Raw genomic sequence first — 20014 nt, 5'->3', positions numbered from 1 at the left:
GGGCCGGACAGAGGAGAGAGGCATGTTCGATCCGAGCGTGGTGTGGGACTACCGTGGCGTGCTGCTGGGCGGCCTCTGGGTTACCGCCTGGATATCCGCGGTGGCCATACTGGCCGGCTTCTGCATCGGCACCCTCACCTGCCTGGCCCGCCGCGCCCACCATCCCCTGCTGCGCGGGGTGGCGGCGGTCTACATCAGCGCCCTGCGGGGTACCCCGCTGCTGGTGCAGCTGGCCATCATCTTCTTCTTCCTGCCGCTCTTGGGCATCAACATCCCCTCGGTGGCGGCGGCCATCCTGGCCCTGGCCCTCAACAGCGGCGCCTTCCAGGCGGAGATACTGCGGGGCGGCTTCCAGACCCTGCCCAAGGGTCAGCTGGAGGCAGCCTGGGACTTCGGCCTGAGTCGCTGGCAGGTATTGCTGCATGTGGAGCTGCCCCAGGTGGTGCGGGCCACCATACCGGCGCTCATCAACGAGACGGTGGACATCATCAAGAACTCGTCGCTCATCTCCACCATCGCCGTCACCGAGCTGATGCGGGTGGCCCAGCAGTACTCCTCCACCACCTACAGGCCCATCGAGTTCTTCACCGCCGCCGGCCTGCTCTATCTGGTGCTCACCGTCAGCGTCGGCCGGGCCGGCCGCTGGCTGGAACAGCGCCTGAGCCATCACTAGGAAGCCGCCATGGACCTGACCCTCTTCGTCACTTACGGCCCCCTGCTGCTCAAGGGGATCTACTACACCCTGTACGTCTGTGCCGGCGCCCTGGTCATCGGCCTGCTGGGAGGCATGCTGTTGTGCCTGCTGGGCCAGCAACCCAGGGGGCCGATCCCCCTGCTGACCCGACTGTACGTGACCCTGTTTCGCGGCACCCCGCTGCTGGTGCAGATCTACCTGGTCTACTACGGCGGCCCCTTCATCGGCCTGGAGTTCAGCGAACTGCAGGTGGGCATCGGCGGCCTGGGGCTCTACTGCGCCGCCTACTTCGCCGAGATCTTCCGCGCCGGCTACCAGAGCGTGCCCAAGGGCCAGCTGGAGGCGGCGGTGGATCTGGGGCTGTCCGGGCCGCAGATCTTCTGGCAGGTGCGCCTGCCCCAGATGCTGACCCTGATACTGCCCACCATCCTCAACCAGACCATCCTGATGGTGAAGGAGTCGGCCATCCTCTCGGTGATCACGGTTCCCGAGATGACCACCTCCGCCACCAAGATGTCCACCGAGACCTTCTCGGTGGTGGAACCCTATCTGTTTTTGGCGGTGACCTACTGGGTCATCACCTACCTGCTCTCCCAGCTCGCCCGCCGTCTGGAGCAGCGCACCAACCGCCACCTGGCCTCAACCTGAGAGACGTTGCCCTATGAACGACCACAGCAAACCCATCATCCGCGTCAAGGACGTCAAGAAGCGCTTCGGTGACAACGTCGTGCTCAAGGGCATAGATCTGGATGTCTATCCCGGCGAGGTGGTGTGCATCATCGGCGGCTCCGGCTCGGGCAAGAGCACACTGCTGCGCTGCATGGACTTTCTTGAAACCTACGATGACGGCGAGGTGGTGGTGGAGGGGCGGCTGATCGGCTACGGCTCCGACGGCCAGGGCAACCTGCAGCTGCTGCCGCGCCACCTGGTGCAGCGGGATCTGCGCAACGTCTGCATGGTGTTTCAGCAGTTCAACCTCTGGCCCCACAAGACGGTGCTGGACAACGTGATGACGCCGCTGCGGCTGGTGATGGGCATGAGCGCCACGGCCGCCAAGGAGCGGGCCCTGGCGGTGCTGGAGAAGGTGGGCATGGCCCACAAGGCCGACGCCTATCCGGGGGCCCTGTCCGGCGGCCAGCAGCAGCGGGTCGCCATCGCCCGGGCCCTGGGCCGGGATCCCAAGATCATGCTGTTCGATGAGCCCACCTCGGCGCTGGATCCCGAGCTGGTTGGGGAGGTGCTGAAGGTGATGCGCACCCTGGCCGAGGAGGGCATGACCATGGTGATCGTCACCCACGAGATGGGCTTCGCCGCCCAGGTCTCGGACAAGGTGATCTTCCTGGCCGAGGGGCGGATCGAGGAGCAGGGGCCGCCGGCGCAGCTGTTCCGCCAACCCGAATCGCCGCGCCTGCGGGCCTTCCTGGCCTCCTGGTCCGAGCGCAACGGCCAGCTCAACTAGTCGACCGCTGCCTCCTTGCAGGGCATGACGCACACCAGCACGTTGCAGGGGGCGTTGGCCAGCAGGGAGGCACCGACGGAGCCGCGCCACCAGCGGGCCAGGGTGCCCTGCTCCCTGTGTCCCACCACGATGAGATCCGCCCCCACCTTGCGGGCTATGCTGGCGATCTGATCCACCGGCTCGCCGTGACGCAGGTAGCTGGTCACCGTCAGGCCGTACTCCTTGAGGTGGGCCTCCCCCTCCTCCAGCACCTGACGGGCATCGGCCAGATCCCGCTCGATGCACTCGGCAGACGGGTAGACCGCCTCCGCCATGGCCACCCCCTGGGTGGTGGTCACAACCGCCAGCAGCTGCACCTCGGCCTGACACAGCTTGGCCAGTTTGGCCCCCTGGCACAGGGCCTCACGGCCGTCGGTACTGCCGTCATAGGCCAGCAGGATATTGCGATACATAGGCCACCTCCGTTGCATGCTGCCATGGCCCCCAGCTTGCACCCTGGCCGCCGCGCCGGGATCCACGCCGCTCACACTTTTGCCAGCCACAGCCAAAAAATCACTGCCGCAGCAGGCGCAGGCCGTTGGTGACCACCAGCAGGCTGGCCCCCACGTCCGCCACCACCGCCAGCCAGAGGCTGCCGTGCCCGGTGAGCGTCAGCAGCAGGAAGGCGCCCTTGAGCCCCAGGGCCAGCACCAGGTTCTGGATCAGCACGGCCCGGGTGGTGCGGCACAGGCGGATGAAGCGGGGCAGCTTGCCCAGCTCGTCGTCCATCAGCGCCACATCGGCGGTCTCGATGGCGGTATCCGTGCCCAGACCGCCCATGGCAATGCCGATGTCCGCCTGGGCCAGGGCCGGCGCGTCGTTGATGCCGTCCCCCACCATGGCCACCCCGCCCTGGGCCTGCCGGGCGCGGATGAGATCCAGCTTCTGCTCAGGCAGCAGCTCGGCCTGCACCTCGTCGATGCCGGCGGCCTCGGCCATGGCCCGTGCGCTGCCGGCATGATCCCCCGTGAGCATCAGGGTGCGCAGCCCCAGCCTATGCAGCTCGGCCACCGCCGCCGCGCTCTCTGGCCGCAAGCGGTCGGCCACGCTGAACCAGGCCAGCAGCTGGCGGTCATCCAGCAGCAGCACCAGGCTGTGGCCCTGGGCCGCCCAGTGGGCCGCCTCGGCCGGCAGGCCATCCCCCAGCAATCCCAGCCGACGGGCCAGCGCCGCACTACCCAGCCAGTAATCCTGGCCATCGATCTTGCCGCGGATCCCCAGCCCCGGCAGGGTCTGATGGGCCCGGGCCGCGGGCAGACTCAGCCCCTGGGCCTGTTGCCACAGAGCCCGGGAGAGGGGGTGATCCGAGTCCGCCGCCAGGGCGCCGGCCAGGGCCTGGCACTGGTCCGCCGACAGGGACGCCAGGGTGCCCATCTGCTGCTGGCTCGGCGTCCCCAGGGTCAGGGTGCCGGTCTTGTCGAAGGCCAGCCAGCGCAGCCTGTGGCCCTGCTCCAGGTAGGCGCCGCCCTTGATCAGGATGCCGTGGCGTGCCGCGGCGGTGAGGCCGCTCACCAGGGTCACCGGGGTGGCGATCACCAGGGCGCAGGGGCAGGCGATCACCAGCAGCACCAGGGCCTGATAGGCCCAGTGGCTCCAGCTGCCCAGCCCCAGCCAGGGCGGCAGCAGCGCCAGCAGCAGCGCCAGCAGGCACACCAGCGGGGTGTAGACGCGGGCGAAGCGATCCACGAAGCGCTGGGTCGGCGCCTTGGCCGCCTGGGCCTGCTCCACCTGATGGATGATGCGCGCCAACAGGCTGCGGGAGGCCGGCGCCGTCACCGCCACCTCCAGCAGCCCTTCGCCGTTGAGGCTGCCGGCATAGACGCTCTCGCCAGGTCCCTTGGCCACCGGCAGGCTCTCCCCTGTGATGGCGGCCTGGTTGATGTGGCTGAGGCCGGTCTGGATCTCCCCATCCAGGCCGATGCGCTCGCCGGGCCGCACCTGCATCCGGCTGCCCACCGCCACCTGGCTCACCGGCTGGCGCACCCAGCTGCCGTCCGCCTGGCGCACCCAGGCCTGCTCGGGGGCCAGCTGCAGCAGGCCGGCGATGGCGTGGCGTGCCCGGGACAGGGCCCGGGCCTCCAGCCACTCCGCCAGGCTGAACAGCACCATCACCATGGCCGCCTCCGGCCACTGCCCCAGCAGACAGGCGCCGGTCACCGCCAGGCTCATCAACACATGGATGTTGAGGTTGCCGCCGCGCAATGCCAGCCAGCCCTTGCGGTAGGTCTGCAGGCCGCTCAGGGCCACCGCCAGCAACGCCAGCGCGGCGGCCAGCCAGGGCGGGCCGGCGAACCAGTCCAGCCCCTCCGCCCCCAGGGCGGCCAACGCCGCCAGCAGCAGACGCCCCCAGGGCCGGCGCGGCTCGGCGGGGGCCTGCGGCGCACCGGCTGCGTCGGCCGCCGGCAACGGCTCTGGGGTGAAGCCCAGGTCGCGGATGGCTGCCAGGATCCCGGGCAGGGCGTCCGGCCCGTGACGCACCGTCAGCTCCCGCCGCAACAGGTTGAAGTTAAGCGACGCCACCGCCGGCAGGCCGGCCAGCTTACGGCGCAGCATGGCCTCCTCGGTGGGGCAGTCCATCTGCTGGATACGAATGACGGTCCCCGCCCCCGGCGCCAAGGGCGGCGACTCGGGTGCAGTCGGCCCAGGTTCGCCACAGGCGGCGCCGCAGCCACAGCCGATGGCGGGCGTATTGAGGCGCAGCGGACCAGTGCCCGGCTTTTTGAACTGCAGCGGGCCACCGCCCGCTTGGGGCGCGGCCTGGATCAGGGGATGACCGGCGGCCTTGGGTTTAGGTTTGGATGGGGGTGAGGTGGCCATGTGCAGACTCCCGACTTGCCTTTGATGCGCCTATTGCACACCCTGTAGTGACTACAGGGTCAAGCCGGAGGCAGACATGAAGATCGGAGAACTGGCCAGCCAGGCGGGCTGCGGGGTGGAGACGGTGCGCTACTACGAACGGGTGGGCCTGCTGCCGCCCCCGGCGCGGGCGGCGCAGAACAACTATCGCCACTATCAGGCCCACCACCTGCAGCAGCTGCTGTTTATCCGCCGCTGCCGCACCCTGGATCTGACCCAGGAGGAGATACGCCAGCTGCTGGCGGCTCGCCAACAGCCCGATGCCGGCTGCGAGGCCATCAACCAGTTGGTGGACGCCCACCTGGCCCAGGTGCGGGCCCGGCTGGCCGAGCTGCAGGCCCTGGAGCAACAACTGCTGGCGCTGCGCGGCCAGTGCCATGCCAGCCTCACCACCCGGGAGTGCGGCATCCTGAAGGAACTGGAGCAGGGCGCGACGCCCTGAGCCGAAGCCTGAGATCCCCTGTGTTGCCAAACGGCCGATGGGGGTATGCTGGGGCTCCTGTTCGGCATCCCCTAGGAATGGACTCATGGCTTCTGGTGTACCCCGCCCGCACCCCCGTCTGGATGGCCTCACCCTCTTGATGTTGCTGCTGCCGCCCCTGTTCTGGGCCGGCAACTTTATCGTCGGCCGCGCCATGCGCGATGCCGTGCCGCCCATCGCCCTCTCCTTCGACCGCTGGGTCATCGCCCTCGTCTGCCTGCTGCCCTTCGCCTGGCGGCCGCTGCGGCGGGAGTGGCGACGCTACTGGCCGTACCGCTGGCCCATCCTGGGGGTGTCGGTCACCGGGGTGTGCGCCTTCAACGTGCTGGTCTATCTGGGGTTGCACTCCACCAGCGCCGCCAACGGCATGCTGCTCAACTCCTTCATCCCGCTGCTGGTGGCGGGGCTGGGCGCCCTGCTCTATCGCCAGCGTCTGGGCTGGGCCCAGGGGCTGGGCATCCTCATCTCCTTTGCCGGGGTGCTGACCATAGTCTCCCGCGGCCAGTGGGCCGTGCTGGCGGGGCTCCAGGTGGCCCATGGCGATCTGCTGGTGTTCCTGGCCACCGTCTGCTGGGCCCTCTACACCCTCTGGCTGCGGCTGATCCCGCCCCAGCTGGATCGGCTGGCCCTGATGCTGGTGCAGATAGTGCTGGCCCTGCTCCTGTTGCTGCCCCTGCTGCTGTGGGAACGCCATACCGGCGCCGTCCCCCACTGGAACCGGGAGGCCCTGCTGGCCATCGGCTACATCGGCATCTTCCCGTCTGTGCTGGCCTTCTTGCTCTACAGCGGCGGCGTGGCGCGGGTGGGGGCGGCCCGGGCCAGCCTGTTTATCCACCTGATCCCGGTGTTCGGCGCCCTGCTCTCCGTCCTCTTGCTGGACGAATCCCTGCATCTCTACCAGCTGGCGGGCATGACCGCCATCTTCGCCGGCGTGGCCTGCGCCAACCTGAGCCGCCCCATGCCGGCGCCCCACCCCGCCAAGGAGAACCTATGAGTGAACCCAGTCAATGGCAACGCATGCTGGCCGGCGAGCCCTATGATGCCGCCGATGCCGAGCTCACCGCCCTGCGCTGCCGGGCCCGGGCCCTGTACCGCCGCTTCAACCGGGAGGAGCTGGATAAGACCGCCAGCCTGGCCCTGCTGGACGAGCTGCTGGGCAGCCACGGTGAGCGCTGCCACATCAACCCGCCCTTCTTCTGCGATTACGGCCGCAACATCCATGTGGGGGAAAACTTCTACGCCAACGTCAACTGCACCATGCTGGATGTGTGCGAGATCCGCATCGGCGACAACGTGCTGCTGGCCCCCAACGTGCAGATCCTCACCGCCGCCCACCCCATCGCCGTGGCGCCCCGCGTGCAGGGGGTGGAGTTCGGCAAGCCGGTGACCATAGGTCATAACGTCTGGGTGGGGGGCGGCAGCACCCTGTGCCCCGGGGTGAGCATCGGTGATAACAGCGTGATCGGCGCCGGCAGCGTGGTGACCCGGGATATTCCCGCCAACGTGGTGGCGGTGGGCAATCCCTGCCGGGTGCTGCGGCCGTTGACGGCGGCAGAGTTGGCCCAGGTTGAAAGCCAAGCCTAAGTCTAGGCCGGCGGCTTACTGGTCCTCAGGCCGCTCGGCGGGCGGAGACTCCCCCTGGATGGCCTGACGAAAGCCACGGATGGCGCCCCCCAGATCTGCCCCCAGGGAGCCGAGCCGACGGGAGCCAAACAACATCACGACGATGAAGGCCAGGATCAACAACTGCCAAATCGAAATACCACCTAATCCCATACGTTACCTCTACTGATCTAAAAACCCGTCAGGCCGTGGCCTGGCCCAACAGACGACGCCACAGGCCGCTCATGGCCGCCAGGGAGCCGGCCTGGCTGACGGAGAGATCGTTGTCCGCCAGCCCAGGGTCCACCGCCAGGGCATAGAGTGCCTGACCCAGCATGGCGGTCTGGGCATCGCTGCTGCCCGCCAGGGCCGCCAACTGCGCCAGTGTGGTGGCGTCGGGAGCCTCATCCCCCTGGTAGTGAGCCACATGCAGGCTGGCCGCCAGACCCGCCAGCTGCACTAGCGTATCGCCGCTCACCCCCATGCTGCCTAGGTAGCTGGTGTAGAGGCTGTACATGCCCTCCAGGGCGAAGCGTGTTTTATAGCTGGCGAAGTCGCTGTCGGAAGGAATACTGTCGACGAAATGGCTTTGGATCTCGTAGGTGCCGGAGGCCACCGACAGATCCACTAGCCGCCAGGGGCAAGGGTCGGTGACACAGGAGCCGGTCTCCACATCGTACATCAGCAGGCTGCCGTCGCCGTTGTAGTCCGCCAGCGCCACATCCTGGGCGTGGAAGTGGCCGGTGAACACCAAATTGAGGCCGTATTCCGACAGCAGCTGGCCCACCGTCTCGTAGTCATCCAACAGGTACTCGGCGAAGAAGTCCGGCTGGCTGGCAAAGTGGGCCACCACCCCGTGGTGAAGCATGCCGAACACCCGCTTGCCCTGGCTCTGGGCCTCTTCCAGCAAGGGCTGCAGCCAGCCCAGCAGATCATCGGAGAGGGCGCCGGAGGTCTCAGGAGAACCCAGGCTGGCGTTGTCGTCGTACTTGCAGGAGTCGAGCGCCACCAGCCAAACGCCGGTGACCGGCTCGACTATGTAGCTCAAGGAGTTGTCATGCCGGTACAGGGCGCTGGCGTAGCCGAAGTCGCCGTACAGGCTGGCGAAGTCGTCAGGGCTGATGTTCTCCACCGCCGTGGTGGTGTCGCCGTCGAAGGCCACCGCATGGGGGTTGTTGATGTCATGGTTGCCCGGCACCACGTAGACGGCGATACCCGCATCCCGCAGGGGTTGCAGCAGGCGGATGGCCAGCTCGTGACAGAGCCTCTCACCGTCCTTGGTCAGATCCCCCGGGATGATCACCATCTGCAGACCCTCCACCGCCAACAGGCTCGTCACCATGCTCTCGAGGATCTCGCGGCTCTGCAGCAGCATCTTGCGATCCGAGGCCAGATAGGTCTCGAAGGCGCTGCCGTCGCTGCCCAGGCTGGTGTCGTAGACGTGCAGATCCGACAGCACGGCGAAGCGCAGCGAACTGGCGGCCTGGTTATCGTCGTCATCATCGCCGCCGCAGGCGGTCAGCCCCAGCCCCAGGGTCAGGCTGGTGCCGGTGAGGGCAAGGGTCTTGAGAAAGGTGCGTCGCGTCAGTGGCGTCATGGTGTCATCCCGGACAAAGGCACAAACAAGTGCCTAGCACCCTAGCGGGCGCGGATGACAAAACCATGATTTTAGTGTGACAACTCTAACCTCTAGTCACCGCGCCGGTAGCCGCTGGGGGAGCAGTGCATCTGCTCGCGAAAGAAGCGGCTGAAACTGCTCTGGCTGGTGAAGCCCAACTGCTGGCTGATCTCCAGCATGGAGTGATCGCTGCGCCGCAGCCAGCGACAGGCCTCTTCCAGTCGCAGGCGGTTGTACAGCGGCATGAAACCCACCCCTTCCTCCTGCAAGCGCCGCAACAGGGTCCAGCGGCTGATGTTGAGGCTGTCACACAACCAGCCCTGCACCGCCTCCTGGGCCGGCTCCCCTTCGCCGGCGCGCAGCCGTTCCCGGATCAGATGGCCGATACGCTCGCCAAAGCCCATCACCTTGCCCAGCCCGTCGAGCATCTGTTGGGCCTGCTGCTCCTGATAGGGCCGCAGCGCCGGATTGAAACCGGCGTAGGGCGTGTCCAGCTCGGCGGGGCTGAGCAGCAGGCTGTTGCTGGCTCCCGGCAGTACGGGACAGTCGAAACGTTGCCGCAGCAGGCGCAGATCGACGCGGCTCAGCAGCCCCTGATGGGTCAGCCGCAGGGCCTGGGAGAGGTCGGGGACATAGTGACGCACCAGGGTCTGCAGCAGGTGGAAGTTGTGCAGGCTGGAGGTGGTGCCCACCCGGGGATCGGGGCAGTCGGAGTGGTACTCGAACAAGAGGCCGTCCGGCTGTTCCTGCACGCTGATGTGATCGCTCTGGCCGATGAGACCGCGAAACCGCGCCAGCTGACCGAGGGCCGCCCGCAGGCTGGGGGCATTGCTGCACACCGCCGCCAAGGCGCCATAGTGTTCAAACAGATAACCCAGATCCGGCTTGGGCAAGAACAGCGGCAACTGGCGATCTGCCAGCCAGGAGAGCAGGCGAAAGTGGCTCTGGGCGGACAGGCGTCCCCCCGGTGCCTCCAGCTCGTATTGGTGAATGCCGGTCTGGCGCAACACTAGGCGCGGCTGTCGGTCGGCATGGTCCAGCTGAGACAGCACCAGCTGGGCAATCCGGTTGGACACACTCTTCATGACGCACGCCTCCCTTTTGTTGTCTGAACCCATCCTCTGGCTGGCGCATGATTGGCGTTTGTGCCCCACCAGACTGTGAGACAGCTCTCATCCGACCGCCGGGTCGTGTTACCGCATGTAATCCTGTCGCCGGATTCACAATTTGCTTACATTGCAACAAAATGCAAAAACCGCTGGCACAAAGGTAAACATTCGACCGAAATTAGGCCCAAGGGAATCCCAATACAAGGAGCCACCATGAGAGGTCGTCTCGCCCCCCTGCTCTGCCTGCTGACCGGTCTGGCCCAGGCCGAGGCCCCCGTCTGGTACCTCACCCCCTTCACCGGCTATGCCAGCGGTCTCGATTTTGACGGCCAGGATGACTCGCCGGGCCTGCAGGCGGATCCCGCCGGCCTGTGGGGACTGGCCCTGGGGCGGCAGACGGACGATCCCGGCAGCATGGAGCTGCTCTTCTCCCAGCAAGTCTCCCGCCTCTCCCCGGCGCAGCCTGACCGGCTCACCCTGCGCTACCTGCACTTTGCCGGCGCCCTGAATGCCGACACCTGGCTCTCGCCCTATGTCAGTGCCGGGGTCGGCCTGACCCAGTTTTCGGCGTACCAGAGTCGCCTTCGCCCCTCCCTGGCCCTGGCGGTGGGCATCCAGCCCAGACTCAGTCGCCAGCTGGCGTTGCGGGCCGAGCTGCGGGGTTACGGCACCCTGATCGACGACGACAGCCAGTTCCTCTGCGATCCAGAACGCTGTGGCCTGCGGAGCCAGGGGGAGCTGCTGACCCAGCTACAGGCCAACCTGGGTCTGACCCTCTTCTTCTAGCCCGCGCCGGAGGCCGTCATGAATCCCATCCTGTCTCGCCTGTGCCTGCTGCTGCCGGCCCTGCTGTGGAGCACCAGCCCAGGCGCCGCCGAGCACGCCCTGCAGCGCCAGGCCAATGCGGCCCTGGCCCTGATGACCTTTACCGTCACCCCGGACATCACCGCCAGCAACCTCAACATCCAGGATCAGTCGGCGGGCACCTCCAGCCTGCTGATGACCCAGCTGGGGGGCGGTGCCACCTGGAGCGCCGACCTCCCCCTCTATCTGGAGGGCAACCTGGGCTTCAGCCGCTACGACCCGCGCTTTCTGCTGGAGGACGGCGACGAGTCAATCACCATCCCCGCCCGCTGGAATACCCTCTCCGCCACCGGCGGCATCGGCTGGGACTTTCCCCTGCAGCCCGAGCTGGTGCTGCGCCCCATCGCCAACCTGACCCTGGGCACCATGGCCAGCGATCTGCGGGTGGCGGACTGGCTGTGGGAGCGGGAGCAGGAGTCGGAAACGAGTTTCCTCGACAGCGGCCGCCTCAACGCCATCGGCTATGGCGCCTCCCTGATGCTGGATTACGAGCACTTCAGCCCGGCCCAGGATCTGGATGCCGAGCTGCGCTTCTCCTACATCCACCTGCAGAGCCTGGGGGGCACAGACAACCCCATCAGCGGCCAGGCCAATGCCGAAAACCTCAGCCTCTACCTGCGCCGGCGCGCCCCCACCGGCCTGTTGCTGTTCGAGCGGCCATTGAGGTACGTGCTGGAAGGGGCCCACACCCAGTACCTGGGCTCGCAACGCGGCCTGCTGGGCTTCGATGCCCTGACCTCATTGGGTGCCGGCGTGGAGCTAGATCTGAGCCGCTTCGATCTGCTGGTCAGCCGGGTACGGCTGGTGGGCCGCTACATGTTCGGCCGCAACACGGACGGTTATTCCATCGGCCTGGCGGCCAGCTTCTAGGTCGCCCCAACAAGGAGAACAAGATGAGAACATTGCGTGACGCCAGCCTGCTGCTGGGTTGGCTGCTGGCCCTGACCGGCCCGGTCGCGGCCGTGGGCCTGTCGGTGGACGATGTGGTGCCCAACTTCATCGGCCTGGGGGTGGGTAGCACCACCCAGTGGCATGGCAGCCGGGATCGCATGGTAGGCGCCATGCCCGGTGCCCGCCTCAAGCTGCAGGGCAGCCGCTTCCTGGAGTGGTACGGCCCCTACATGGGACTCAATCTGCTGGATGACGAGGGCTGGGAGGCCGGCCCCCTGCTCAACCTGCGGCTGGGCCGGGAGGAGGTGGACGACCCTGTGGTGGCGCAACTGCCGGAGATCGGCCTGGGGTTGGAGGCCGGCGGCTTCGTGGCCTGGCACCACGTCAATCTGACCGGCATCCCCTACCGGTTGCGGCTGGGGCTGATGGCCAGCCACGCCGTGCTGGGCCAGACCGAGGGCAGCCAGCTCACCCCCTATGCCAGTCTCTGGCTGCCCCTGTCAGAACGGCTGTTTATCGGCAGCGGGGTGGGGGCCACCTGGTCGGATAAAAACTTCATGCAACAGTTCTTCAGCGTCAGTCCGGCGGCGGCCGAGGCCAGCGGCCTGCCCAGCTACCAGGCTGGCGCCGGTTTCCGGCAGATCTACTGGTGGCCCGGGGTGCTGTGGCGCATCGCCCCCCAATGGATGCTGGGCGCCGGTGCCTACGGCCAATACCTGGTGGGGGATGCGGCCGATAGCCCCATCATCCGGGAGCGAGGCGATCGCTGGCAGTGGACCTTCGGCCTGGGACTGGGCTACCTCTGGTAGTCGTTCAGTGTGCCGCCAAGTGAGGGCCTCAATCGGGGCAGCCACAGCATCGACGCCATACCGGCAAAAATGAGGGTCAAATGACTAATATTTTTCTCATAAGATAGTGACATTGGTCACGGAATGACGATAATACGCCCACTTTTCATCCAATATGAGACAGGAGAAATCGTGGATCTGGACCACTTGACCGATCAGCAGCTCAATGCCCTGGTAGCCAAGACACTGGGAATCAAGCATGCCAACTTCGCCCCTTGCGACAATTGGCAGGATGCCTGGCCCCTCATCCAGCGCCACAACATCGCCCTGATCCCGGATCACTATCGCCAGGACTGGATTGCCATGGCTTACCCGGGATTTTTGGATCACACGGATATGGTGGTGGAGATGGTGGGTCGCCAGATGAAACATACCAACCCATTGCGTGCGGCCATGCTGGCCTTCCTCAACATTCACCGCACCCTGCGGCTGGACCTGCCACACTAAGGGCCAGCAACCCCAGGCCCGACCGGGCCGTCTAAGCACAGCAGGTGGAGTCCGTTGTCCCACCGCGTGTTTGGCCAGCACTTCCCTCGTCAGGAACGGCTGTAGGCCGTCATAAACACCCGCACCGCCCGGGCTACCACCTGCACCAGCTCGTCTTCGGCCGGGATCGGCCGTGCACCCAGGCTGCAGGGTTCGATCAGTTCCGCCTCCAGCAGCCCCTTGAAGTGCATGGCACAGATCCAGGGGTCATCACACGCCAGCCGCGCCTGCTGACACTGCAGAAACTGGCTGAATAGTTTCCAGCCCTTCTCCGGCCCCAGGGCATAGTAGCTGCGTCCCACCTGGGAGCGCGCCGCCTCGTGCAACACCACGGTACGCAACGCCATCACCTCGGGGTGCAGCATAAAGCGCAGGTAATGTTCACCCAGCCGCTGCAGTTGCGGTGCCAGCTCCGCTTGGTGCAGTTGCGGTACCTGCTCCACCTGATCATTGAGTTCGGAGAAAGCATCCGCGATGTGCATATGCCGACCGAACTCCAGCATCACCGCCTCGAACAGCGCCTCTTTGGAGCTGAAATGGTTATACAGTGTGGCCTTGGAGCCCCCCACCGCACTGGCGATGGCCGACATAGAGGTGGTTTCAAATCCCTGGCGGGTGAAGGCCTCCCGGGCCACATCCAGGATGGCCTGCCGCTTGGCCTCGCTCTTGACGCGCATGCTGCCTCTCCGGGGTGATAAAGACGCGTTAGTTTTCCTTGACTAGGCGGGCTTGTCAAATTACAACCGTACCGTACAGTACAGTTATAACCATACAAACTGTGTAGGAAGCCCCTCATCCATGCCTAATCCACAACCGCGAGTCGGACGCCTGTTGCGTTGCCGGCTCACTCCGTTATTAAGCAGCCTGCTGCTGGCCGCCTGTGCCCACCAGCCAACCCTGCCCGACACACCCTTGCTGCAAGCCGACCAGCTCGCCAGCAGCCAGAGTCTGACCGGTGCCCGTCAGGACAGCTGGCCCGTGCAGCAATGGTGGACCCGCTATCAAGATCCCCAGCTGGATAACCTGATGACCCAGGCCCTGGCCGACTCCCCCTCCCTGGCCGTCGCCCGGGCCCGCCTGGCCCAGGCCCAGGGTGCCGCCCGCCAAGCCGGTGCCGTACTGGGACCGGACATCAGCGCCAGCGGCGCCATCACCCAGCAGAAGATCAGCTACAACAACGGCAACGACTACGTGCCCCGGGACTGGAACACCTACGGCTCCGGCCTGCTGAGCTTCAACTACGAGCTGGACTTCTGGGGCAAACACCATGCCCAGGTGGCCGCCGCCCGTTCCGAACTGGCCGCCGCCCAGGCCCAGCAGGCGGATGTTCGTCGCCTGCTCACCAGCGGGCTAGCCCAGGCCTATGCCGAGCTGGCTCGTCTGTACGCCACCCGGGACACCGCTGCCACCGCCCTGAAGATCCGTCAGGAAACCGTGACCCTGTTCCAGGACCGCCAGCGCAACGGTCTGGAGACCATGGGCTCGGTGCGCCAGGTGGAGTCTCTGGCCGCCAGTGCCGAGGCCAACATGCTGGCCATCGACGAAGCCATCAGCCTGCAGCGCCATGCCCTGGCCGCCCTGGTGGGCAAGGGCCCTGACTGGGGCCTGAGCCTGCAGCGTCCGGCCCTGGCGCTGAGCAGCCGCTTCGGCCTGCCCGCCGCCGCGGGGGTGGATCTGCTGGGCCACAGACCCGACATCACAGCCGCGCGCTGGCAGGTGGAAGCTGCCGCCAGCCGGGTCGGTGTGGCCGAGACCCAGTTCTACCCCAACATCAGCCTGAGCGGCTTCATCGGTACCCAGGCCCTGGGACTGGAAAACCTGAGCGCCGCCGGCTCCAGTGCCGGCGGCATAGGCCCGGCCCTCTACCTGCCGCTGTTCAGCTCAGGCCGGCTGGAAGGTCAGCTGGATAGCGCCAAGGCGGCCTATGAACAGGCGGTGGCGGAGTACAACGCCAGCCTGATCACCGCCCTGCAGCAGGTGGCGGATGCAGTCAGCAGCAGCCAGGCCCTGGGGGCCCGTCTGCAGCGCACCCAGGCGGCGGTGGATGCGGCCCAGCAGGCCTACGACATCGCCAACCACCGCTACCAGGGGGGGCTGGCCAACTACCTGGATGTGCTCAGCGCCGAACAATCCCTGCTGGCGAGCCAGGAGCAGCTGGTGAACCTACAGGCCCGGGCCCTGGCCCTCGACATCAATCTGGTGCACGCCCTGGGCGGCGGCAGCCAGGCAACCTCTTCTTGACAACGGACGATCCCGCTCATGACCCAGATACACGCAGTCTCCCCCACCCAAGATCCGGTGGATGAACAACTTGAGCAACGCCAACTGGCCGCCAAGCGCAAGCGCGGCTTCGCCGGTCTGGCCCTGGTGGTGGCCCTGGCCGCAGTCGGTTACGGCAGCTGGTGGTGGCTGGTGGGCAGCCGCTACGTCAGCACCGACAACGCCTATACCGCCACCGAACTGGCCGCCGTCACCCCGGCGGTAGGTGGCATAGTTCAGACGGTGGCCGTGGTGGACACCCAGGCGGTGAAGCAGGGCGATGTCCTGGTGACCCTGGATGACACGGACGCCCGTCTGGCCCTGGCCCAGGCCGAGGCCAACCTGTCCCTGGCACGCCGCCATGTGCGCAGCTACCTGGCCAACGACGAGATGCTGGCCGCCCAAATCAAGGCGCGGGAAGCCGACGAGAAGCGCGCCGCCGCCCAGCTGCTGGCCGCCCAGGCGGATCTGGCCCGGGCCAAGGTGGATCTGACCCGTCGTGAGGCCCTGGTGGCCTCCGGCTCCGTCTCCGGCGAAGAGCTGACCAACGCCAAGAACGCCCTGGCCCAGGCCGAAGCGAACCTGGATGCCGCCAAGGCCGCCAGCGCCCAGAGCCAGGCCAACCGCCTCTCCTCCGTCGGTTCCAAGAAGGCCAACGCCAGCCTGATCATGGACACCACGGTGGAAACCAACCCAGAGGTGCAACTGGCCCGCGCCCGCTTCGAACAAGCCCAGGTGGACCTGGCCCGTACCCAGATCCGTGCCCCGGTGGACGGCGTGGTGGCCAAACGTCAGGTGCAGGTCGGCCAGCGGGTGCAGGTGGGGGAACCCCTGATGAGCGTGGTGCCGCTGCAGACGGTGCATGTGGATGCGAACTTCAAGGAAGTGGAGCTGAGCAAGGTCAAGGTGGGCCAACCGGTGGAAGTGGTGGCGGATCTGTACGGTGACAGCCAGATCTACCACGGCGTGGTGACCGGTTTCTCCGGCGGCACCGGCTCCGCCTTCTCCATGATCCCGGCGCAAAACGCCACCGGTAACTGGATCAAGGTGGTACAACGGCTGCCGGTGCGCATCGAGCTGGACACCCAGGAGCTGGCCGCTCGTCCGCTGGAGGTGGGGCTATCCATGGAAGCCACAATCGACACCTCGGTCGAGGTGACCGGCCCGGCCCTAGCCAGCAACGCCCCTCAGGCCCAGCGCCAGGAGTAACGAGGTAGTCCATGGAACTTGCTCACCGCGAACCCGCCCCCCTGCAAGGGGGGCAACTGGCCCTGGGCGCCCTGATGCTGGCCATGGCCAACTTTCTGGCCATCCTGGATACCACCATCGCCAACGTGTCCGTGTCCAACATCGCCGGCAGCCTGGGCACCTCCACCAGCCAGGGCACCTATGTGATCACCTCCTATGCGGTGGCGGAGGCCATTTCCGTGCCCCTCACCGGCTGGCTGGCGAGTCGCTTCGGGGCGGTGCGGGTGTTCGTCACCTGCTTCATCCTGTTCGGCCTCTTCTCCATCCTGTGCGGCATGGCCACCAGCATGAACATGCTGGTGCTGTTCCGGGTGTTTCTGGGCTTCTCCGGCGGCCCCCTGATGCCCCTCTCCCAGACCCTGATGCTGCGCATCTTCCCCAAGGAGAAGAGTCATGCCGCCATCGGCCTGTGGAGCATGACCACCCTGGTAGCGCCCATCATGGGCCCCATCCTGGGGGGGATCCTCTGCGATCAGTACAGCTGGCCCTACATCTTCTACGTCAAGGCGCCCTTTGCCCTGGCGGCGGGGTTCATGTGCTGGCAGCTGCTGCGCCGCTTCGAGATGCCGACCTGCAAGCTGCCCATCGACAAGATAGGGCTGGGGCTGCTCATCGTCTGGGTGGCCGCCCTGCAGATCATGCTGGATGAGGGCAAGGATCACGACTGGTTCGAGTCCAGCCGCATCGTCACCCTGGGGATCATCGCAGCCATCGGTTTTGCCGCCTTCCTCATCTGGGAGCTGACGGAGAAGAACCCTGTGGTGGATCTGCGGGTATTCCGCCATCGGGGCTACCGCAGCAGCATGATGACACTGGCACTGGCGTTTGGTGCCTTCTTCGCCATCACGGTACTGACGCCGTTGTGGTTGCAGATCTACATGGGCTACACGGCCACCATAGCGGGTTACTCCACCGCCATGATGGGGGTGCTGGCGGTGTTCCTGGCGCCCATCATCGCCAACCTGGCCACCAAAATGGATCCCAGGCCCCTGGTGTTCGCCGGGGTGCTGTGGCTGGGGCTATGGACCCTGTATCGCAGCCACGCCAACATGGACATGACCTTCTGGCAGATCAGCCTGCCTATGCTGTTCCAGGGGATCGGCATGCCGCTGTTCTTCGTGCCCCTCACCGGCCTGGCACTGGGCGCCGTGCTGCCCCGGGAGATGGACTCGGCGGCGGGGTTGATGAACTTCATCCGGACTCTGTCCGGCGCCTTCGCCACCTCCATGGTCAACACCGGCTGGGAGCGGCAGAGTCGCTACGTCCATGCGGAGCTGGCCGGGCTGACGGATCAGTCGGGCATGGCGGGACGAGCCATGTCCCTGTCCGGCGCCAGCGACGGCCAGATACGCGGCACCCTGGACTGGCTGCTGCAGGGCCAGAGCGTCATGGTGGCCACCAACCACCTGTTCATGCTCATCGCCCTGCTGTTTGGCATCGCCGCCTGCTTCATCTGGCTGGCACCCAAACCAACCCATGCGGTGGATACCAGTGCCGTGCACTGACCAAACCAACGGTGCTGTGCACTGATGCCCCGAGATGAATGCCTACGTGTCTCTCGATTTCCCCGCTTCGGCGGGGTTTTTTATGGCTAGATCAGCCCCTTCAGACGCAGCAACCCCAGGGCGGCCACAGTGGTGGCATCCTGCAACTGGCCCCCACGCACCTGCTCCAGCACAGTCTCGATGGCAAAGGACCGGCAGATGAGCCCCTGCTCTTCCGGCTCCAGGGCTTGGGGCCCCTGACTCAGATCTGTGGCCAGGAACAGATCGTAGGCCTGGGTACAGAAGCCATAGGCCAGGTAGAGGTGTCCCACCCACTGCATCTGGCCGGCCCGCAGCCCCGTCTCCTCCTGCAACTCGGCCCGGGCCAGCCCCAGGGGATCCGATTCATCCTTGTCCCAGGTCCCCTGGGGCAGCTCCCAGTGACGGCCGGCCACCGGGTAGCGGTACTGCTCCACCAGGTAGATCTGACCATCCTGCACCGCCGCGATCACCGCAAAATCGGGCTTCTCCACCACGCTGTAGATCCCCTCCTGGCCGTCGGCCCGGCGGATGCTGTCCTCCCGCAGCCGCATCCAGCGGTTGGCGTAGATCTCCCGGCTGGCCAGAGTGGTGATTTCCGGGCTGTGCGCTGTGGTGTCCTGGCTCATGGGGCTGTGTCCTCAAGGGTGATGAATAAAATTGGCGGCTAGTCCGTCAGGTTCAAGCTGAAGAAGAGGCTGTCCACCGCCATGCGCGGAAAATGGAGCGGCAGGCTGTCCACCGCCACCGGCACAAAGCCGTGCTTGGCATAGAAACGGTGGGCGGCATGGTAGCGATCCGTGGTGCCCAGCCAGATGCGCGCCGCCCCCTGCTGGCGAGCCCAGTCCAGCGCCTGGGTGAGCAGATGCGACGCCACGGCGCTGGGGCCGCGGTAGGCCGGCGCCACGAACATCTTGCGCAGCACCAGATCCCTCTCGCCAATGTCCTTGAGCCCCAGGCTGCCCACCAGGGTTTCACCGTCCAGCGCCACCCAGAAGTTGCCCTTGCCCTGCTGATAGAAGTGGGGAATATCCAGCAGATCCGGCTGATCCGCCAGGGTCACCTGCACACCAAATTCCTGCTGCTGGATCGGCAGTATCAGATCCACGACGCCCTGTACATCCGACGGGCAAAACACGCGATAGTCCATCTTGGCTCCTTTGGGTTACATCTGTGTCACTAGACACCGGGAATCAATGCAAAACAAGGGCCCAAGGGCCGGGAAGCTTAGATCGGCTCGGCATAAGTTAGACGGCAAGGCTCGGCACAAAAGAGGAATGCCATTCCGGCACAGTTAACCATGTTTTCTTGGCGGGCCTGCGGGCATACTGTAGATCGCAACCGGTTTCTCAAGGAGTGTTTCATGCGCTGTAAAGGTTTCCTGTTCGATCTGGATGGCACCCTGGTCAACTCCCTGGTGGTGGTGGAGCGGGCCTGGAGCAACTGGGCCCTGGCCCATGATCTGGATCCCCAGGTGGTACTGGACTTTATTCACGGCAAGCAGGCCATCACCTCCCTGCGCCACTTCCTGCCCCAGGCCGACGAGGCCAGCCTGCGCCAGGAGTTTCTGGCCCTGGAGAAGGTGGAGGCCGAGGATACGGACGGCATCACCGCCATGCCCGGCGCCCTGGCCCTGCTCAACCGGCTGGATGCCCTGGGTGCCCCCTGGGCCATCGTCACCTCGGGCTCGGTGCCGGTGGCCCATGCCCGCCACGGCAAGGCCGGCCTGCCCCGCCCCAAGATCTTCATCACCGCCGAGCAGGTGAGCCGGGGCAAACCGGAGCCGGATCCCTACCTGCTGGGGGCCGAACACCTGCAACTGCCGGCGGAGAGCTGCCTGGTGGTGGAGGATGCGGGGGCCGGCCTGCGTTCCGGCCTGGCCGCCGGCTGCCGGGTGCTGGCGGTGCATGCCCCGGCGGACTTGCCGGAGCTGGCCCAGGTGGACTGGGTGCTGCCTGGTCTCACAGAGCTGGAGATCGAGGCCGAGGCGGATGGCTGGTTTCGCCTGCATCACGCCTGATGGACGATGAGCGGACC

General features: G+C 66.4%; 22 protein-coding genes. 14 read left to right on the top strand and 8 right to left on the bottom strand.

The window, feature by feature from the left end:
* Window positions 1–22 precede the first annotated feature (22 nt).
* The 3 genes from ABHF91_RS02500 to ABHF91_RS02490 are packed head-to-tail and all read left to right on the top strand — an operon-like array spanning window position 23 to window position 2153.
* Entirely contained in the window at window positions 23–673 is a 651-nt protein-coding gene (locus ABHF91_RS02500) for an amino acid ABC transporter permease (protein WP_409421910.1), read from the top strand.
* Window positions 674–682: 9 nt separating this feature from the next.
* The gene (locus tag ABHF91_RS02495) at window positions 683–1342 is read left to right on the top strand and encodes an amino acid ABC transporter permease (RefSeq protein WP_409421909.1); all 660 of its coding nucleotides are present in this window, start codon (window positions 683–685) and stop codon (window positions 1340–1342) included.
* 13 nt (window positions 1343–1355) lie between these two features.
* Window positions 1356–2153 carry an amino acid ABC transporter ATP-binding protein gene (locus ABHF91_RS02490; protein ID WP_409421908.1) on the top strand — a complete coding sequence of 266 codons (798 nt, stop codon included), beginning with the start codon at window positions 1356–1358 and terminating at the stop codon, window positions 2151–2153.
* Here the strand turns inward: ABHF91_RS02490 and ABHF91_RS02485 are convergent.
* The gene (locus ABHF91_RS02485) at window positions 2150–2605 is read right to left on the bottom strand and encodes a universal stress protein (protein WP_409421907.1); all 456 of its coding nucleotides are present in this window, start codon (window positions 2603–2605) and stop codon (window positions 2150–2152) included. The genes ABHF91_RS02490 and ABHF91_RS02485 overlap by 4 nt on opposite strands.
* 100 nt (window positions 2606–2705) lie before the next feature.
* Entirely contained in the window at window positions 2706–5009 is a 2304-nt protein-coding gene (locus ABHF91_RS02480; RefSeq protein ID WP_409421906.1) for a heavy metal translocating P-type ATPase, read from the bottom strand.
* A 76-nt stretch (window positions 5010–5085) separates the two neighbouring features.
* Here ABHF91_RS02480 and cadR point away from each other — a divergent pair, with 76 nt between their 5' ends.
* The 3 genes from cadR to ABHF91_RS02465 all read left to right on the top strand — a co-directional run bounded on the left by cadR (window position 5086) and on the right by ABHF91_RS02465 (window position 7113).
* Window positions 5086–5490, top strand: coding sequence for a Cd(II)/Pb(II)-responsive transcriptional regulator (gene cadR / locus ABHF91_RS02475; RefSeq protein ID WP_409421905.1), 405 nt, complete (start codon window positions 5086–5088; stop codon window positions 5488–5490).
* Window positions 5491–5575: 85 nt separating this feature from the next.
* Entirely contained in the window at window positions 5576–6523 is a 948-nt protein-coding gene (locus tag ABHF91_RS02470; RefSeq protein WP_409421904.1) for a DMT family transporter, read from the top strand.
* Complete coding sequence (locus ABHF91_RS02465) at window positions 6520–7113, top strand: sugar O-acetyltransferase (RefSeq protein ID WP_409421903.1); 594 nt, start codon at window positions 6520–6522, stop codon at window positions 7111–7113. The genes ABHF91_RS02470 and ABHF91_RS02465 overlap by 4 nt, the downstream gene beginning before the upstream one ends.
* Window positions 7114–7128: 15 nt before the next feature.
* Here ABHF91_RS02465 and ABHF91_RS02460 read toward each other — a convergent pair whose 3' ends face one another.
* From ABHF91_RS02460 to ABHF91_RS02450, 3 genes are all read right to left on the bottom strand, one after another.
* Complete coding sequence (locus ABHF91_RS02460) at window positions 7129–7305, bottom strand: twin-arginine translocase TatA/TatE family subunit (RefSeq protein ID WP_345012735.1); 177 nt, start codon at window positions 7303–7305, stop codon at window positions 7129–7131.
* A 28-nt stretch (window positions 7306–7333) separates the two neighbouring features.
* Complete coding sequence (locus tag ABHF91_RS02455; RefSeq protein WP_409421902.1) at window positions 7334–8728, bottom strand: metallophosphoesterase family protein; 1395 nt, start codon at window positions 8726–8728, stop codon at window positions 7334–7336.
* A gap of 92 nt (window positions 8729–8820) precedes the next feature.
* On the bottom strand, window positions 8821–9834 hold the full coding sequence (locus ABHF91_RS02450; protein WP_409421901.1) for a helix-turn-helix domain-containing protein: 1014 nt from the start codon (window positions 9832–9834) through the stop codon (window positions 8821–8823).
* Window positions 9835–10071: 237 nt separating this feature from the next.
* On the opposite strand from ABHF91_RS02450, the gene ABHF91_RS02445 reads away from it, so the two are divergent.
* The 4 genes from ABHF91_RS02445 to ABHF91_RS02430 all read left to right on the top strand — a co-directional run bounded on the left by ABHF91_RS02445 (window position 10072) and on the right by ABHF91_RS02430 (window position 12908).
* The gene (locus ABHF91_RS02445) at window positions 10072–10644 is read left to right on the top strand and encodes a porin family protein (RefSeq protein ID WP_409421900.1); all 573 of its coding nucleotides are present in this window, start codon (window positions 10072–10074) and stop codon (window positions 10642–10644) included.
* Between the two features lie 18 nt (window positions 10645–10662).
* Window positions 10663–11592 carry an autotransporter domain-containing protein gene (locus ABHF91_RS02440; protein ID WP_409421899.1) on the top strand — a complete coding sequence of 310 codons (930 nt, stop codon included), beginning with the start codon at window positions 10663–10665 and terminating at the stop codon, window positions 11590–11592.
* A 23-nt stretch (window positions 11593–11615) separates the two neighbouring features.
* Window positions 11616–12422 (top strand): MipA/OmpV family protein, encoded by an 807-nt coding sequence (locus tag ABHF91_RS02435; protein WP_409421898.1) that lies wholly within the window; start codon window positions 11616–11618, stop codon window positions 12420–12422.
* A gap of 171 nt (window positions 12423–12593) precedes the next feature.
* Window positions 12594–12908 carry a phage protein NinX family protein gene (locus ABHF91_RS02430; protein WP_409421897.1) on the top strand — a complete coding sequence of 105 codons (315 nt, stop codon included), beginning with the start codon at window positions 12594–12596 and terminating at the stop codon, window positions 12906–12908.
* Window positions 12909–12997: 89 nt separating this feature from the next.
* Here ABHF91_RS02430 and ABHF91_RS02425 read toward each other — a convergent pair whose 3' ends face one another.
* Window positions 12998–13624 (bottom strand): TetR/AcrR family transcriptional regulator, encoded by a 627-nt coding sequence (locus ABHF91_RS02425; protein WP_409421896.1) that lies wholly within the window; start codon window positions 13622–13624, stop codon window positions 12998–13000.
* Window positions 13625–13745: 121 nt separating this feature from the next.
* Between ABHF91_RS02425 and ABHF91_RS02420 the strand changes: the two genes are divergently transcribed.
* The 3 genes from ABHF91_RS02420 to ABHF91_RS02410 are packed head-to-tail and all read left to right on the top strand — an operon-like array spanning window position 13746 to window position 17959.
* Window positions 13746–15188: an efflux transporter outer membrane subunit gene (locus ABHF91_RS02420; protein WP_409421895.1), complete on the top strand. Its 1443-nt coding sequence runs from the start codon at window positions 13746–13748 to the stop codon at window positions 15186–15188.
* 18 nt (window positions 15189–15206) lie between these two features.
* Complete coding sequence (locus tag ABHF91_RS02415) at window positions 15207–16415, top strand: HlyD family efflux transporter periplasmic adaptor subunit (protein WP_409421894.1); 1209 nt, start codon at window positions 15207–15209, stop codon at window positions 16413–16415.
* 11 nt (window positions 16416–16426) lie between these two features.
* A complete protein-coding gene (locus tag ABHF91_RS02410; RefSeq protein ID WP_409421893.1) occupies window positions 16427–17959 on the top strand; it encodes a DHA2 family efflux MFS transporter permease subunit in 1533 nt (510 codons plus the stop codon).
* Between the two features lie 86 nt (window positions 17960–18045).
* Here ABHF91_RS02410 and ABHF91_RS02405 read toward each other — a convergent pair whose 3' ends face one another.
* On the bottom strand, window positions 18046–18606 hold the full coding sequence (locus ABHF91_RS02405; protein WP_409421892.1) for an NUDIX domain-containing protein: 561 nt from the start codon (window positions 18604–18606) through the stop codon (window positions 18046–18048).
* Between the two features lie 38 nt (window positions 18607–18644).
* Window positions 18645–19127, bottom strand: a complete 483-nt coding sequence (locus tag ABHF91_RS02400; RefSeq protein WP_409421891.1) for a GNAT family N-acetyltransferase — start codon at window positions 19125–19127, stop codon at window positions 18645–18647.
* Between the two features lie 213 nt (window positions 19128–19340).
* Here ABHF91_RS02400 and ABHF91_RS02395 point away from each other — a divergent pair, with 213 nt between their 5' ends.
* Window positions 19341–19997 carry a sugar phosphatase gene (locus tag ABHF91_RS02395; protein WP_409421890.1) on the top strand — a complete coding sequence of 219 codons (657 nt, stop codon included), beginning with the start codon at window positions 19341–19343 and terminating at the stop codon, window positions 19995–19997.
* Window positions 19998–20014: the final 17 nt, after the last annotated feature.

Origin of the sequence: Pseudaeromonas aegiceratis, from assembly GCF_046254905.1 — a bacterium.
Taxonomy (GTDB): Bacteria; Pseudomonadota; Gammaproteobacteria; order Enterobacterales; family Aeromonadaceae; genus Pseudaeromonas; species Pseudaeromonas aegiceratis.
The sequence above is the reverse complement of the archived record's forward strand: the minus strand, read 5'-3'. Positions and strand labels throughout refer to the sequence as shown.